The organism is Thauera sp. K11, assembly GCF_002354895.1.
Lineage (GTDB): Bacteria > Pseudomonadota > Gammaproteobacteria > Burkholderiales > Rhodocyclaceae > Thauera > Thauera sinica.
The window spans coordinates 3,925,526-3,940,436 of sequence record NZ_CP023439.1 but is presented as its reverse complement, the minus strand read 5'-3'; the positions used below and the strand labels follow the sequence as shown (position 1 = coordinate 3,940,436).

The 14,911-nt window shown below is 69.2% G+C and carries 13 protein-coding genes; 8 read left to right on the top strand and 5 right to left on the bottom strand.

The genetic code is table 11. From position 1 onward, the window contains the following. The first annotated feature begins 19 nt into the window (after positions 1 to 19). Positions 20 to 496, top strand: coding sequence for a PACE efflux transporter (locus CCZ27_RS17250; RefSeq protein ID WP_096450239.1), 477 nt, complete (start codon positions 20 to 22; stop codon positions 494 to 496). Between the two features lie 157 nt (positions 497 to 653). Here the strand turns inward: CCZ27_RS17250 and CCZ27_RS17245 are convergent, their stop codons facing one another. Next, entirely contained in the window at positions 654 to 1,475 is an 822-nt protein-coding gene (locus tag CCZ27_RS17245; RefSeq protein WP_096450237.1) for a mechanosensitive ion channel family protein, read from the bottom strand. Between the two features lie 199 nt (positions 1,476 to 1,674). On the opposite strand from CCZ27_RS17245, the gene murB reads away from it, so the two are divergent. Then, entirely contained in the window at positions 1,675 to 2,700 is a 1,026-nt protein-coding gene (murB, locus tag CCZ27_RS17240) for a UDP-N-acetylmuramate dehydrogenase (protein WP_096452734.1), read from the top strand. Between the two features lie 28 nt (positions 2,701 to 2,728). Here the strand turns inward: murB and pgaD are convergent, their stop codons facing one another. Genes pgaD through pgaA form a run of 3 tightly spaced genes read right to left on the bottom strand, consistent with a single transcriptional unit; the run spans position 2,729 to position 6,357 of the window. Further along, positions 2,729 to 3,184 (bottom strand): poly-beta-1,6-N-acetyl-D-glucosamine biosynthesis protein PgaD, encoded by a 456-nt coding sequence (pgaD, locus tag CCZ27_RS17235; RefSeq protein WP_232516453.1) that lies wholly within the window; start codon positions 3,182 to 3,184, stop codon positions 2,729 to 2,731. Positions 3,185 to 3,225: 41 nt separating this feature from the next. Continuing rightward, the gene (pgaC, locus tag CCZ27_RS17230; RefSeq protein ID WP_096450233.1) at positions 3,226 to 4,497 is read right to left on the bottom strand and encodes a poly-beta-1,6-N-acetyl-D-glucosamine synthase; all 1,272 of its coding nucleotides are present in this window, start codon (positions 4,495 to 4,497) and stop codon (positions 3,226 to 3,228) included. 27 nt (positions 4,498 to 4,524) lie between these two features. Next, complete coding sequence (pgaA, locus tag CCZ27_RS17225; protein ID WP_096450231.1) at positions 4,525 to 6,357, bottom strand: poly-beta-1,6 N-acetyl-D-glucosamine export porin PgaA; 1,833 nt, start codon at positions 6,355 to 6,357, stop codon at positions 4,525 to 4,527. A 241-nt stretch (positions 6,358 to 6,598) separates the two neighbouring features. On the opposite strand from pgaA, the gene CCZ27_RS17220 reads away from it, so the two are divergent. The 6 genes from CCZ27_RS17220 to urtE all read left to right on the top strand — a co-directional run bounded on the left by CCZ27_RS17220 (position 6,599) and on the right by urtE (position 14,434). Beyond that, positions 6,599 to 7,465, top strand: coding sequence for a PEP-CTERM sorting domain-containing protein (locus tag CCZ27_RS17220; RefSeq protein WP_157748618.1), 867 nt, complete (start codon positions 6,599 to 6,601; stop codon positions 7,463 to 7,465). A 315-nt stretch (positions 7,466 to 7,780) separates the two neighbouring features. After that, positions 7,781 to 9,034: an urea ABC transporter substrate-binding protein gene (gene urtA / locus CCZ27_RS17215; RefSeq protein ID WP_096450229.1), complete on the top strand. Its 1,254-nt coding sequence runs from the start codon at positions 7,781 to 7,783 to the stop codon at positions 9,032 to 9,034. A 148-nt stretch (positions 9,035 to 9,182) separates the two neighbouring features. Then, positions 9,183 to 10,796, top strand: a complete 1,614-nt coding sequence (urtB, locus tag CCZ27_RS17210) for an urea ABC transporter permease subunit UrtB (protein WP_096450227.1) — start codon at positions 9,183 to 9,185, stop codon at positions 10,794 to 10,796. A gap of 402 nt (positions 10,797 to 11,198) precedes the next feature. Then, on the top strand, positions 11,199 to 12,404 hold the full coding sequence (gene urtC, locus CCZ27_RS17205) for an urea ABC transporter permease subunit UrtC (RefSeq protein ID WP_096450225.1): 1,206 nt from the start codon (positions 11,199 to 11,201) through the stop codon (positions 12,402 to 12,404). Then, on the top strand, positions 12,401 to 13,279 hold the full coding sequence (gene urtD, locus CCZ27_RS17200; protein ID WP_096450223.1) for an urea ABC transporter ATP-binding protein UrtD: 879 nt from the start codon (positions 12,401 to 12,403) through the stop codon (positions 13,277 to 13,279). Before urtC ends, urtD begins: the two co-directional genes overlap by 4 nt. Before the next feature lie 462 nt (positions 13,280 to 13,741). Beyond that, positions 13,742 to 14,434: an urea ABC transporter ATP-binding subunit UrtE gene (gene urtE / locus CCZ27_RS17195; RefSeq protein ID WP_096450221.1), complete on the top strand. Its 693-nt coding sequence runs from the start codon at positions 13,742 to 13,744 to the stop codon at positions 14,432 to 14,434. Positions 14,435 to 14,446: 12 nt separating this feature from the next. Here urtE and CCZ27_RS17190 read toward each other — a convergent pair whose 3' ends face one another. After that, positions 14,447 to 14,875, bottom strand: coding sequence for a TOBE domain-containing protein (locus tag CCZ27_RS17190; protein WP_096450219.1), 429 nt, complete (start codon positions 14,873 to 14,875; stop codon positions 14,447 to 14,449). Between the last annotated feature and the right edge of the window lie 36 nt (positions 14,876 to 14,911).

The following is a 14,911-nucleotide window of genomic DNA, read 5'->3' as shown; positions in this document are numbered from 1 at the left end:
GCGCGCCGCATCGCCTGTCTTGTCCGTCCGGCCGAAACTCCGCTCGCTGCCCGACCGGCTGCGCCAGATCGCCCTGTTCGAGGTCGGCGGCCTGCTGTTGATCACGCCGCCGTTCGTGTGGCTGAGCGGCGTGCCGGTACTCGACTCGATCGGCCTGCTGGCGGTGCTGGCGCTGATGGCGGCGGTGTGGAACGGCGTCTACAACACCGCCTTCGACTGGTTCGAAGGCCGGCTCACCGGCCGTACCGCGGACCGCCGCCCGTTCCGCCTGCGCTGCCTGCATGCCGCCGGCTTCGAGACCGGCCTGCTGCTGCTGACGCTGCCGGTCATCGTGCAATGGACCGGCATGGGCTGGATCGACGCCCTGGTCGCCGACATCGGCCTGGCGATCGGCTACACGGTCTATGCGCTGGTGTTCAACCTCGGCTACGACCGCATGTTCCCGATCGGCGACGCCGCCGCGCCGTCCGGCACCGCCGCCGACCCGCGGCGCTGAGGCGGCGCGTTCGCGCCGAGCCGCCTCGAGCATACCGACGCCCCCTCGGGCGCAGCGGGCGCCATGAGCGTGGGGGGCGCCGCCGCAGTATGCGCCGAGCCGCCTCAAGCGTACTGCCGCCCCTCGGGGGGCAGCGAACGCAGTGAGCGTGGGGGTCTCAGTTGCTTGCCTGCTGCACGATCACGGCCTGCGCCGGCATCGGCGCGGGGAAGCCGGCTGCCGCGAGCGCCTCGCGGATCACGCGGTTGCCGTCGAAATACACCTGCCAGTAGTGGTTGTTGTGGCAGAAGGGGCGCACCGCCAGGACGGGGCCGACCAGGTTGAAGTCCAGGATCTCGACTTCGGGCGCCGGCTCGGCAAGCACGTTGGGCACCTCGGCCAGCTTCTCGCGCAGCAGGGCCATTGCCGCGACGTGGTCGGCGCTGCCGGCGAGCTGGCACTTCAGTTCCACGCGGCGGTAGGCGTTGGCGCTGAAGTTCTGGATCGTATCGCTGAATATCTTGCCGTTGCCGACCATCGTCAGGACGTTGTCGGGCGTGTCGATCGCGGTGGCGAACAGGCCGATCTCCTTGACCGTGCCGACGATGCCGGCCGCGCTGATGAAGTCGCCCACCTTGAACGGGCGCAGCACGACGAGGAAGATGCCGGCGGCGAGGTTGCCGAGCAGGCCGCCCCATGCAGCGCCGATGGCGATGCCGATACCTGCCACCAGGGCGGCGAAGGTCGTCGTCTGCACGCCGAAGTAGCCGAGGATGGCCACCACCAGCACGATGTTCAGGGTCACGGCGAGGAAGCTGCCGACGTAGCGCATCAGCGTCGGATCGACCTTCTGCCGGCTCATGGCCTGCTGCAGCAGGCGTACGGCGAAGCTGATCAGCCAGCGGCCGACGATCCAGAAGACGATCGCGCCGAGGATCTTGAGGCCGATGTCGGTTGCGTAGGTCACTGCCAACTGCCGGTAGTTTTCCATCTGCTCCATGGTCTTGCTCCGCGGTGATTGTGGGGGTTGGGAGATTCTGCCATCCAATCAGCCTAGACCGGGAGTTTGATGCTTGCATGAATATGCGCCGTTTTTTCCGGCTGCGGCAGGACGGCGCGGCCGCGGCCGCTGGCGGCGAGGATTGCAATCTCGTCTCCCGCGGCCTATCGTGCGGCGCATTTTCGCCCGGACCGCCACCGTGACCGCCTCGCCCGCCCGCTTCCCCGATGCCGATCTCACGCCGCTCAACACCTTCGGCCTGCCCGCCCGCGCCGGCAGGCTGGTTCTCCTGACCGCAGCGGAGCAGGTGCGGGCGCTGGCGGCCGAGCCCGGCTGGGCCGTCACGCCGCGGCTGGTGCTGGGCGGGGGCAGCAACCTGATCTTCACCGGCGATTTCGCCGGGACGGTACTGAAAGTGGAGATCGCCGGCCGCAGCCTGGTGTCGGAAGACGGCGAATCCAGGGTGGTGCAGGCGGGGGCGGGCGAGAACTGGCACGACTTCGTGCGCTGGACGCTGGCGCGGGGCTGGCCGGGGCTGGAGAACCTGTCGCTGATCCCGGGCACGGTGGGCGCGGCGCCGATCCAGAACATCGGCGCCTACGGGCTGGAGATGGCCGAGCGCTTCGCGTCGCTGGACGCGGTCGAGCTGGCGAGCGGCGAGGCGCGCCTCTTCTTCGCGCAGGACTGCGCCTTCGGCTACCGCGACAGCGTGTTCAAGCGCAATCCCGGGCGCTGGCTGGTGACGGCGGTGCGCTTCCGCCTGCCGAAGAACTGGGTGCCGGTGGCGCGCTATGCCGACGTGGCGCACGAGCTGGCCGCGCTCGGCATCGCGCAGCCGACCGCGCTGCAGGTGTCCGACGCGGTGATCGCGATCCGCCGCCGCAAGCTGCCGGACCCGGCGGCCATCGGCAATGCCGGCAGCTTCTTCAAGAATCCGGTGGTCGATGCGGCCACGCACGCGCGGCTGGCGGCGGCGCACCCTGCGCTGCCGGCCTATCCGCAGGGCGGCGGCAGCGTCAAGCTGGCGGCCGGCTGGCTGATCGAGCACGCGGGCTGGAAGGGGCGCGACCTCGGCCCGGTGGGATGCTTCGAGCACCAGGCACTGGTACTGGTGAATCGCGGCGGAGCCACCGGCGAGGACGTGCGCCGGATCGCGCGGGCGATCCAGGCCGACGTGCTTGCGCGCTTCGGCGTGGTGCTCGAAACCGAGCCGGTGTTCGTCTGAGCCCTGCGCGCGCCGGCGGCCGCTCCCGTCAGGCGGAAAGCGCGGCGGCCGCGACCGCCTGGTGGGGCGGCAGGTGATGGGTCTCGCGGTCTGCGGCCGTCTTGTCGGCTACGCGGACGATGTGTCCGTTGGCGTCGTGATGCGCGACCATGATCCGCATCGCATGCCAGTCCTGGACCGTTTCCGTGCTCTGGCCGGCCCGGGCGGCGAGTGCGTGCAGCGGCACGGAGCCGACGCTGCGGCGGCGGTCCTTGCCGCGAAAGCGCAGGTAGTTGTAGCGCGCCCAGGCCATCAGGCTGCCGCTCATCGCCGCGATCACCGCCGCATACACCGCGAGCAGGTCGACGAAGCGTTCCAGGCCGCCGAGGTCGAACATGTGGACCTTGAACTGCCAGCCGAACATGGCCCAGCCGAGGAGGGTGGCCAGCGGCAGCCACAGCCCGAGCCAGATCAGCCAGAACAGCGTGGTGAGCGTCTTCGACACGGCGCGCTGCGGCCATGTCTGCAGGTCGGGCCGGTCGATGATCAGGGGATGTTTGCCGGCCGTATGCCGCGATCTGGGCTTTTCCATGTTGCGCGCTGTTTGCCTCGTAGAACGACGCTCGGCAGGGCGACCACCGAGGTCATGACATTCAGGATCCAGTAGACCAGCGGATACCAGATCATCCAGTAGTAGTAGCGACCATAGCCGCGCTCGTAGCGCGAATCGAGGAACATGCTCACGGCGAACTGAAAGAGGCAGGTCGTGCCGATGATGAGGCCGCTCCATGCCGGCACCAGCGTGGCGACGTGCAGCATCGGCGGCAGCTCGACGAACAGCCCGATCACGAAGAGGGCGGCGATGATCGCCATCGCGTAGGCCCAGGCGACGCTGCAGAAGTACTCCAGGTAGATCGGCCACAGGCGGCGGTGGCGCCAGCGCGTCAGCACGCGGTACTGCGCGAACAGCACCTGGGTGCCGCCCATGGCCCAGCGCAGGCGCTGGCGCCACAGCCCGCGCAGCGTCTCGGGCATCAGGATCCAGCACAGCGCGTTGGGTTCGAAGCGCACGTCCCAGTGGCGAACCTCGAGCCGCCAGCTCACGTCGATGTCCTCGGTGAGGGCCTGCGGATTCCAGTAGCCGACGTCGTGCAGCGCACTGCGGCGGAAGCAGACCATCACCCCCGACACGGTGAAGACCTTGCCGTAGGTGCGCTGCGCGCGCTTGATCAGGCCGATGATGGACGAGAACTCGCCTACCTGGATGCGCCCGAGCAGCGTGGAGCGGGTGCGGATGCGCGGGTTGCCCGTCACCGCGCCGACGCGGGGCGAGCGCAGCAGGTGGCGCATCATCCACTTCAGGCAGTGCGGATCGACCAGCGAGTCGCCGTCGATGCACAGGAAGTAGTCGTGCCGCGCCACCATCGCGGCGGTGTTCAGGCCCACTGCCTTGCCCTGGTTGCGCGCCAGGTGCACCACGCGGATGCGGTCGTCGTGCGCCGCCAGCGATTCGATCAGGCTGCCGGTGTCGTCGACGCTGCCGTCGTTGATCAGCAGGATCTCGATTTCCGGATAGTCCAGCGCCTGCAGCGCGGCGACCGTCTCGGCGATGTTGGCGGCCTCGTCGTGGCAGGGCACCAGCACGCTGACCGGCGGGTATTCGGGAAGGGGCGGCGGTTCGTCGTACGGGCGGTCGTGCCGCTCGTAGTGCCGGTAGTAGTACAGCCCGCCCGTCATCCACAGGTAGGACATGAACAGCGGGTAGTAGAAGGCGAAGCCGAACAGGATGCCGACGATAGTGGTGGCGGTTTCCGTCATGGTCGTTCTCCAGCGTGGGCGCTGCGATCAGAAGCGCCAGTCGATGTGCGCATACAGGTAGTTCTTGCGTTCATGCTCGCCGTCGTATGGAAACTGGCGCGTACCCACGCCGTAGCGCAGCGACAGGTCGCGGCCCAGGCCCCATTCGTGCTCGTAGCGCAGGTCGTGGAAGGCATTCCAGCCGTAGTCCTCCTCGAAGCCCTGCTGGCGGTAGCCGCCCAGCGTGACGGCGAGGCGGTGGTTGAAGCGCCGGTCGTACTCCCGCCACAGCAGCCAGTCGGACGACAGCGTGGCCGAGATCGCCAGATCGTTCCTCGGGTTGAAGTACACCCGGTCGCCCAGCGTGTTGTGGCTTGCGTAGAGGGCAGCCTGCAGGTCGAGCGTGTGGCGCGTGCGGCTTGCGAGACGCTCGAACCAGGTCGCCGACAGCGCGTTGCGCAGGTTGCCGTCGCTGAAGCGGTAGTGCGACCAGTCGGCGGCGATGCGGCGCGACTCGTCCACGCGGTAGGCGAGGCCCGCCACGCTGCGGCGGGCGTTCAGGAACGGATCGCCGTCGTCGGGGCGCCACCGGCCCTTGAGCGGCAGGTCGTCGGTGCGGGTCTCGTGCAGGAGGCGGAACGACCAGTGGTCGTCGGCCTGCCATGCCAGCGACGCGGCGACGCCGGTGGAGCGCGCATTGGTGGTTTCGCGCCCCGCCTCCAGCCTCGCCTGCCAGTCCGCGCGCGTCAGTTCGACACCGACCGCCCCGCGCGCGTGGGCCGCGTCGTTGTCGTCGAAGCTCGCCGCGGCGCGGTGGTGGTGGCCGAAGACGCGCACCGCATCGCCCAGGCGCGGGCTGTACAGCCAGACGTCGTGCGTGATGTCGTCGTTGCCGGTGATCGCCCCGCTGCCGCGGCCCGCGGTGACCTCGGCGACGAGCTGGGCACGCCTCGCCGCGGCATCGTCCTCGGCAAGGCGGCGGACGGCCGGATGTTCCGGGGCGAGCGCCGTGACTTCCGCCACGCCCCCGGATGCGGCGGCGAAGTCGCCGACCGCGTGCGCCGATTCGGCCAGGCCGATGCGCGCGCGCAGGTTGTCCGGCGCCAGCGCCAGCACGCGCGCGTAGCGTGCCGCTGCCGCCCGCGGATGGCCGTGCATCGCGTCGAGCGCGGCGGCTTCCAGATCGTTGCCGGCGTCGTCCGGCGCCAGCCGCTGTGCCGCCCGGAGCTGTGCCTGCGCCTGCTGCGGCCGATCGGCGAAGCGGGCGAACTGCGCGAGCAGCCGCCGCGTGCCGGCATCGTCGGGCGCGGCGCGTTCGATTTCTTCCAGATTGCGGTCCAGGGCGTCGAAGTCCTCCGCCTCCAGTTGGGCATAGGCCAGCGCGACGCGGAGCGACCGGTCGCCGGGCTGCGTGGCAAGCGAGTGCTGGTAGTAGCGCATCGCATCCCGCGGCCGGCGCACCAGCATCGCGGCGTCGCCCGCCGCCTGCAGGGCGTAGGGCGGCAGCGCTTCGCCGCCGGCTTCGAGCAGAGCGACCTGGTCCCACGCTTCGCTGCCGGCGCCGCGGGCGACCAGGGCGACGAGGCGGTCCTGGCGCAGGCTGCGCGCCACTGCCGCCAGCCCGGGGTCGGCGGCCGCCAGCTCGAGCAGCGCTGCGTTGTGCGCCAGCGCCTCGTCGATCAGGCTGTAGCGCCGGGCCGTCCAGTCGTCCTCCATCTGCCGGCGGCCGGCGCGGATCTGGTCGGCGTTGTCGGCCTGGCGCTTCCACAGCTCGGCCGCGGTCGGCCGCGGCACCGGCTCATCGGCGGCGGCCGGGGAGATGCAGAGGAAGGCAGCCAGCGCTGCGGGTGCGACGGACCTCAGGTGGGCTGTGCGGGGCATTCGGACGGGCTTCCGGGCAAAGCACCGGACTATATCGATGCGGCCGGACGTGGGTGGAGTGATTAATGCACGATGCGTGGCACGATCCCGAAAACCTCACCGTCATTTCCGGGCCGCGGAGACGTCCGCAGGCAGGGGATCGCAACGAAACGGCACTTCTCGGCGCGAGTGTGACAAGGTCCTCGGCCGGCCGCCGGCATGCGACGTAGACTCGTGTCAAACCGTTGAGGAGTCCTCCCCCATGTCAGCACTTTTCCGATCGATACAAGCCGCTCTCGCCGCAATCGCGGTGGTTTCCGCGCAGGGAGCCATCGCCGCCCCGGCGCTCAATCCTCTCAGTACCGCCGCCCAGGCCGTGGGCGACGGGTTGTCCGCCACGTGGGTCCAGGTCCGCGACGATGCGCGCTTCAGTTCCCAGCCGTGGGCCGAGCCGGGCCAGGCGCCGATGCCGATCGGCAGCTACGGCTGGGGCGACGGCATCTGGGGCACGGTGGACGTGCCCTATCTGCAGGGCCTTGCCGACGGCGATCCGAGGATCGTCGGCCGCGTCAGCGGCACGTCGGCGATCAGCTTCGCCAACGCGACCTACAACGATCTCGCCGCCGGCGGCGCCTACGGCACGTGGGGGTACGACTACGCCCGCACGCTCGCGCCGATCATCGGCCTGACCGGGCAGCAGACCAACTACGCCGCCAGCTTCACCGGCTACATCTACATCGCCGCGGCCGGCCTCTACGACTTCGGCCTGTTCGCGGACGACGGCTTCGTGTTCTCGCTGAGCGGCAGCGACGGCGAGTATTCGGTCGCCCACTCCACCCACGCCGGGAGCACGAACGGGCGCGACTACTACACGCTGAGCGGCGCCAACGGCGACTCGGCGGTCGAACTCGCCATCGGCTACTACGGCGTGTCGCTGGATTACTACAACCGCCTGGAAGCGGGGGTCATCGACCTCGCCTGGTGGCAGCCGGGGTCCGAAGCCTGGCACAGCATCGGGACGGACAACCTGTTCGACCAACTGCCTGTGTCGAGCGTGCCCGAGCCCAGCGTGCCCGCGATGATCGGCGTCGGCGGCCTCGTCATGCTGCTGCGCCGCCGGCGCATGTAATCCCCGCCCGGCCAGACGGCATCGATCGGCACCTGCGGGTGCCGATTTTCTTTGCGGGCACCGTCTTGGTGCATCCGCGGTGTTGCGGTGCATTGGTCGCGGGCATGGAGCGCCGCGGCATCCCGCCCTGGCGCATCCGGCCCGCGCGCCCGCCTTGCCCGTTGCCGCGCCGGGAACCGCTGGCGCCGCGGCCCTTGCGCCCGTCCGCATCATGCCCGCCGGGTCTTTGCGGGTTCTGGCACACCCCTTGCTGAACATGAAGCGACAACGCGCTGGCGTTGTGCCTTCTCTCAGCTCATAACAAGGGGTCCGTCGATGAATCGCCGCAATTTCGTCAAAGCGCTCACGCTGTCCGCTTCCATCGCCGCCATCGGCCTGCCCGCCGGGGCGCATGCGGCCGACCCGATCAAGGTCGGCATCCTGCATTCGCTGTCGGGGACGATGGCGATCTCCGAGACCGCGCTGAAGAACGTCGCCCTGATGACGATCGAGGAGATCAACGCCAATGGCGGCGTGATGGGCAGGAAGCTCGAACCGGTGGTGGTCGACCCGGCCTCCAATTGGCCGCTGTTCGCCGAGAAGGCGCGCCAGCTCGTCAGCCAGGACAAGGTGGCGGCGGTGTTCGGCTGCTGGACCTCGGTGTCGCGCAAGTCGGTGAACCCGGTGTTCAAGGAACTGAACGGCCTGCTGTTCTACCCGGTGCAGTACGAGGGCGAGGAACTCGAGAAGAACGTGTTCTACACCGGCGCCGCGCCCAACCAGCAGGCGATCCCGGCGGTCGAGTACCTGATGAGCGAGGAAGGCGGCGCCGCCAAGCGCTTCGTGCTGCTGGGCACCGACTACGTGTATCCGCGCACCACCAACAAGATCCTGCGCGCCTTCCTCAAGAGCAAGGGCGTGGCCGATGCGGACATCATGGAGGACTACACCCCCTTCGGCCATTCCGACTACCAGACCATCATCGCCAACATCAAGAAGTTCGCCGCGGCGGGCAAGAAGACGGCGGTGATCTCGACCATCAACGGAGACTCCAATGTGCCCTTCTACAAGGAACTCGGCAACGCCGGCCTCAAGGCCACGGACGTGCCGGTGGTGGCGTTCTCGGTCGGCGAGGAGGAACTGCGCGGCGTGGATACGAAACCCCTGGTCGGCCACCTCGCGGCGTGGAACTACTTCATGTCGGTGAAGAACGCGGAGAACTCCGCGTTCGTGAAGAAGTACCGCGACTGGGCGAAGAAGAACGGCGTGCCCAATGCCGACACCGTGGTCACCAACGACCCGATGGAAGCCACCTACGTCGGCATCTACATGTGGAAGCAGGCGGTCGAGAAGGCCAAGTCCACCGACACCGACAAGGTCATCGCCGCGCTCGGCGGCCAGACCTACAAGGCGCCGTCGGGCTTCACGCTGACCATGGACAAGACCAACCACCACCTGCACAAGCCGGTGTACATCGGCGAGGTGCGCGCCGACGGCCAGTTCGACATCGTCTGGAAGACGAAGGAGCCGATCCGCGCCCAGCCGTGGAGCCCCTACATCCCCGGCAACGAGTCCAAGCAGGGGATCTGAGCGCAGCGTTTCTCCCCGGAGCCGGCCGGTCTGCCCGGCTCCGCGGCGGAAGGCGAGTCCGCCGTGCGGCATGCAGACCGTACTCTCCTCCCGCAGCAACTTGGGGCCGGCGCAGGCCGGCCCGTCTTTCTCTCCGGATGGAGATGCCATGTTCCGACTGATTCTTTCCGGACGCATGCTGGGCCTCGCCCTGTGGCTGGTGCTGGCTGCCGCTCCGGTCCGGGCCGCGCTCGATCCGTCCCTGCTCGCGGGCTTCGCCGGCGATTTCCAGAGCCGCATGAACGCCATCGAGGCGCTCGGCGTCGCCGGCGGCGACGATGCGCGGCGCGTGCTCGACGCGCTCGAGGCCGGCAATCTCGGCGTGGCCGCGGACAAGGCGGTGATCGTCGATGGCGACACGGTGCGCGATGCCGCCAGCGGCGAGGCGCTGGCCGGCGGACGCGACGACGTCGAACTCATCACCGTCAACAACCGCGTGCGCCGCACGCTGGCCGGCGCGCGTGCCGCACTGGCGCTGACGTCGGCAGACCGCGCCGAGCGCCTGGGCGCCGCGATCACGCTCGGCGACAATCCCAACGAGACCCTGCTGCCGGTGTTCGAGCGCGCGCTGGCCGCCGAAACCGACGAGGAGATCCGCGGCATCCTGGCGCGCGCCGCCGCGCGCATCAACCTCGCCTCGCCCGACGCTCCGACCCGCCTGCGCGCGGTGCGGGCGCTGGGCGAATCGTCCGACCCGGCGGTGAAGAACCTGCTCGAAGGGCTGCTGCAGAAGCACGACGGCGACTGGGTGGAGGCACATGAGGACGTGCGCGCCGCGGCCGGCACGGCGATCGCCGCGATCGACCGCCGCATCGCCGTGGCCGAGGGCGTCGGCACCGTGTTCTCGGGCCTGTCGCTCGGCTCCATCCTGCTGCTGGCCGCGCTGGGCCTTGCGATCACCTACGGCGTGATGGGCGTCATCAACATGGCGCACGGCGAACTGCTGATGGTCGGCGCCTATGCCACCTTCCTGGTGCAGGGCCTGTTCCGCAGCCATCTGCCGGCGTGGCTGGACTGGTACGTCGCCGCCGCCATCCCGGCCGCCTTCCTGTCTGCCGCGCTGGTCGGTGTGGCGATGGAGCGCCTGGTGCTGCGCCACCTGTACGGCCGCCCGCTGGAAAGCCTGCTCGCCACCTGGGGCCTGTCGCTGGTGCTGATCCAGGCCGCGCGCGTGGTCTTCGGCCCGCAGAACCTGGAACTCGCCAACCCGGCCTGGATGTCGGGCGGCGTCGAACTGGCCGCCGGCGTGGTGCTGCCGTACAACCGCATCGCCATCATCGGCTTCGCGGTGTTCGTGCTGACGCTGATCTGGCTGATGATGCAGAAGACGCGGCTGGGCATGTTCGTGCGCGCCGTCACGCAGAACCGCCCGATGGCCGGCTGCGTCGGTGTGCCCACCGCGCGCGTCGACACGCTGGCCTTCGCCATCGGCTCGGGCGTGGCCGGGCTGGGCGGGCTGGCGCTGTCGCAGATCGCCAACGTCGGCCCGGCGATGGGCACCGGCTACATCGTCGATGCCTTCATGGTCGTCGTGCTCGGCGGCGTGGGACAACTGGCCGGCGCGGTGTGGGCGGCGCTGGGGCTGGGCATCGTCTCCAAGTTCCTCGAAGGCTGGGCTGGCGCGGTGATCGCCAAGATCCTGGTGCTGGTGTTCATCATCGTCTTCATCCAGAAGCGGCCGCAGGGGATTTTCGCGCTGAAGGGGCGGTTTGCGGATGGCTGACTCGTTTGTTTGCTGCGCCGTCGCGGGGGAACGCGTCGGCCGGGGGTGTCCGCTCCAGGGCTGCGGAACTCGCTGCGCTCGGACAGTCCTCGCCCTTGCGCGGACACCCCCGGCCGACGCTGGCGCGGCGGGCCGGAAAGGCCGAAAAAACCGGCGGTGAATACAGGCAAGCGAGGCATGCACGGCGCTATTTCAGCGTGGTTTTGACGGCCTGCAGGCCCGAGGCGATGCAAGCGGTGGCGGGGATATTCGTGGCGCAGGCGAGGACTGTCCGAGCCAAGCGAAGCGACGGCGAGTTCCGCAGCCTGCAGAACGAATACCCCCGTCGGCGCGGTTCGCAGGCACTCAGCCGACGGAACCCCAAGAAGTCTTGAACCCAGGAAACAAGGAGGCGCCAACCCAATGCGCACCCCATTCACGATCAGACTGATCCAAAGCACGCCGCGCTCCGGCTGGCTCGCGATCGCGCTCTTCGCCGCCGTCACGCTGGCCGGCGTGCCGCTCGCCCATCTCGTGCTGCCGGAATCGAATCCGCTGCACCTGTCGGCCTACACCGTCAGCCTGCTCGGCAAGATCCTGTGCTACATGGTCGTCGCCGTGGCGATGGACCTCATCTGGGGCTACGCCGGCATCCTCAGCCTCGGCCACGGGCTGTTCTTCGCGCTGGGCGGCTACGCCTTCGGCATGTACCTGATGCGCCAGATCGGCCGCGACGGCAGCTACGGCGCCGACATCCCCGACTTCATGGTCTTCCTCGACTGGAAGGAACTGCCCTGGTACTGGGCGGGCTCGGACGCCTTCCTGTGGGCGCTGTTCCTCGTCGTCGCCGTGCCGGGCATCGTCGCCTTCGTGTTCGGCTGGTTCGCGTTCCGCTCGCGCATCAAGGGCGTGTACTTTTCCATCATCACCCAGGCGCTCACCTACGCCGCCATGCTGCTGTTCTTCCGCAACGAGACCGGCTTCGGCGGCAACAACGGCTTCACCGACTTCAAGCGCATCCTCGGCCATTCCATCACCTCGCCCGAGATGCGGGTGACGCTGTTCGCGCTGTCGGCCGCGCTGCTGATCGCCTGCCTCGTCCTCGGCCGCTACCTCGTCACCTCGCGCTTCGGCCGCGTGCTGGCGGCGATCCGCGACGCCGAGAGCCGGGTCATGTTCATCGGCTACAACCCGCTGCACTACAAGCTCTTCATGTGGACGCTGTCGGCGGTGCTGTGCGGGCTGGCCGGCGCGCTGTACGTGCCACAGGTGGGCATCATCAACCCCTCGGAGATGAGCCCCGCCAATTCGATCGAGATCGCGGTGTGGGTGGCGGTCGGCGGGCGCGGCACGCTGGTCGGCGCGGTGCTCGGCGCCGGCATCGTCAACCTCGCCAAGAGCTTCTTCACCGTCACCGTGCCGGAATACTGGCCGTTCTTCCTCGGCTTCCTGTTCATCGCGGTGACGCTCTACCTGCCCGACGGCGTCGTCGGCCTGTGGCGCAAGCTGCGCGCCCGCCGCGCACCGCCCGCTGCGCCCGTGGCAGCCGCCGCGCCACGGCGTACCGCCGACCGCCCCGGCAAGAGCCGGGACGATGCCGCTACTACGGCCAAAGGAGCGACCGCATGATGCAGACCACCGAACTCGACCGCGCCGAGGCGCTGGCCGCCGCGCAGGCTGCCGAGCGGGCCAACCAGAGCCGGGAGCAGTGGGAGGGCGAGGCCACCATCGGCCACGTGGTGAAGCCGGGCGAACTCGACCTGTCGCACAACGTCATCCTGTACCTGGACGACATCACGGTGAGCTTCGACGGTTTTCGCGCGCTGAACAGGCTGTCGCTGACCATCGACGCCGGCGAACTGCGCTGCGTCATCGGCCCCAACGGCGCGGGCAAGACGACGATGATGGACGTCATCACCGGCAAGACCCGCCCCGATTCGGGCAAGGCTTTCTTCGGCCAGACCATAGACCTCACCCGCCTGACCGAGCCGGAGATCGCCCATGCCGGCATCGGCCGCAAGTTCCAGAAGCCGACCATCTTCGAGCAGCACACCGCCTTCGAGAACCTCGAACTGGCGATGAAGACCGACAAGCGCGTGCGTCGCACGCTGTTCGCCAGCCTGCGCGACGACGAGCGCGACCGCATCGCCGAGGTGCTCGAGCAGATCCGCCTGACCGGCGAGGCCGACCGCCCGGCGGGCTTGCTGTCGCACGGCCAGAAGCAGTGGCTGGAGATCGGCATGCTGCTGATGCAGGAGCCGCGGCTGTTGCTGCTCGACGAGCCGGTGGCGGGCATGACCGACGACGAGACCGAACGCACCGCCGAACTGTTCGTGAGCCTGGCGGGCAGGCACTCGCTGATGGTGGTGGAGCACGACATGGCTTTTGTCGAGGCGCTCGGCGGCAAGGTCACGGTGCTGTGCGAGGGCTCGGTGCTGGCGGAGGGGGATCTCGCCACGGTGCAGGCGGACCCGCGGGTGATCGAGGTTTATCTGGGGCGCTGAATCGGGGGTGCCGTGGCTGGGTTGTGGTGGGTGACGGGTGGGGGTTGCGGTTCCGACCGCCGGCTGCGCGGGGTATTCCTTCCAGGGGCTGCGGAACTCGCCCTGCGGGCTCGGACAGTCCTCGCCCCTTCCAGGAATACCCCGCACATCCGGCTTGGCGTGGTTGCTGGCTCCGCGTCCGAAGGGTCGTGCAGGCAGGCCGGATCGCCGGGTTTGCCAGCCGTCGGGCACCGCCGGCGCCAAGCGCGACACGCGGGGCATTCGTGGAGAGGGCGAGGACTGTCTGAGCGAGCGCAGCGAGCGAGTTCCGCAGCCCTCGGAACGAATGCCCCGCGTGGCGCGCGGTTACGGGCATGAGCCGCAGAGCTTCCCCAAAACGGCGAGTCACCGGACCAACCACCCATGAAACGAATACGCCGTGAAATCCGGAAACACGGCCATGAGCCAAAAAAGGATCGAGCGATGCTGAAGGTCGAAAACCTGAACCAGTACTACGGCGGCAGCCACATCCTGCGCGGCCTGTCCTTCGAAGTGCCGGTGGGCAAGGTCACCACGCTGCTGGGCCGCAACGGCGTCGGCAAGACCACGCTGCTGAAAACGCTGATGGGGCTCGTGCCCGCCGCCTCCGGCAGCATCGGTTTCGGCGGCCGCGACATCACCCGCGCGCCGTCCTACCAGCGCGTGCGCGCAGGCATCGGCTTCGTGCCGCAGGGGCGGGAGATCTTTCCCCGCCTCACCGTGGAGGAAAACCTCCTCATGGGGCTGGCCACCCGGCCGCGCGGCTCCGCCATCCCGCCGCGCATCTTCGACATGTTTCCGGTACTGCGGCAGATGATGGGCCGCCGCGGCGGCGACCTCTCGGGCGGCCAGCAGCAACAGCTCGCCATCGGCCGCGCGCTCGCCTTCGGGCCGAAGCTGCTGATCCTCGACGAACCCACCGAGGGCATCCAGCCCTCCATCATCAAGGACATCGAGCGCGCCATCCGCAGCCTCGCCGCCACCGGCGAGATGGCGATCCTGCTGGTCGAGCAGTACTACGACTTCGCCCGCGCGCTCGCCGACCAGTACCTGGTGATGGAGCGCGGCGAGATCGTCATGCGCGGCGCGGGCGCCGACATGGATGCCGACGGCGTGCGGCAGGTGCTGTCGGTCTGACGCCGGCGGCGCTCAGGCCGGCACGCCGAGGATCACGTTCGACGCCTTGATCACCGCGGTGGCGGGCACGCCGGGGGCGAGGCCGAGTTCGGTGACGGCGTCGTTGGTCACGATGGCGACGATCTCGGTGCCGCCGGGCAGGGCGACCACCACCTCCGCATTCACCGCGCCGGGGGTCACCGTCTTCACCGTGCCGGCCAGGCAGTTGCGCGCCGACAGGCGGATGCCGCTGCCGTCGGTCATCAGCATCACCCACGGCGCCTTCACCAGGGCGACGACCTTCCCGCCGGGTGCCAGTTGCAGCGACCGGGCGCTTTCCAGCGTGATGATGGCGACGAGCTTGTCGCCGCTGGCCAGATCGATCCCCACTTCGGCATTGACCGCGCCGGCGGTCACGGCGGCGACGGTGCCTTCGAATTTGTTGCGCGCACTGATCTTCATGGCGTTCTCCTGATGGACGGGTTGCGATGGGCGGGA

Coding starts and splice junctions, on each gene's coding strand:
- CCZ27_RS17245 (WP_096450237.1), bottom strand. CDS start 1,475: ATGGAGCAGATGGAAAACTACCGGCAGTTGGCAGTGACCTACGCAACC.
- pgaC (WP_096450233.1), bottom strand. CDS start 4,497: ATGACGGAAACCGCCACCACTATCGTCGGCATCCTGTTCGGCTTCGCC.
- pgaA (WP_096450231.1), bottom strand. CDS start 6,357: ATGCCCCGCACAGCCCACCTGAGGTCCGTCGCACCCGCAGCGCTGGCT.
- CCZ27_RS17220 (WP_157748618.1), top strand. CDS start 6,599: ATGTCAGCACTTTTCCGATCGATACAAGCCGCTCTCGCCGCAATCGCG.
- urtA (WP_096450229.1), top strand. CDS start 7,781: ATGAATCGCCGCAATTTCGTCAAAGCGCTCACGCTGTCCGCTTCCATC.
- urtB (WP_096450227.1), top strand. CDS start 9,183: ATGTTCCGACTGATTCTTTCCGGACGCATGCTGGGCCTCGCCCTGTGG.
- urtC (WP_096450225.1), top strand. CDS start 11,199: ATGCGCACCCCATTCACGATCAGACTGATCCAAAGCACGCCGCGCTCC.
- urtD (WP_096450223.1), top strand. CDS start 12,401: ATGATGCAGACCACCGAACTCGACCGCGCCGAGGCGCTGGCCGCCGCG.
- urtE (WP_096450221.1), top strand. CDS start 13,742: ATGCTGAAGGTCGAAAACCTGAACCAGTACTACGGCGGCAGCCACATC.
- CCZ27_RS17190 (WP_096450219.1), bottom strand. CDS start 14,875: ATGAAGATCAGTGCGCGCAACAAATTCGAAGGCACCGTCGCCGCCGTG.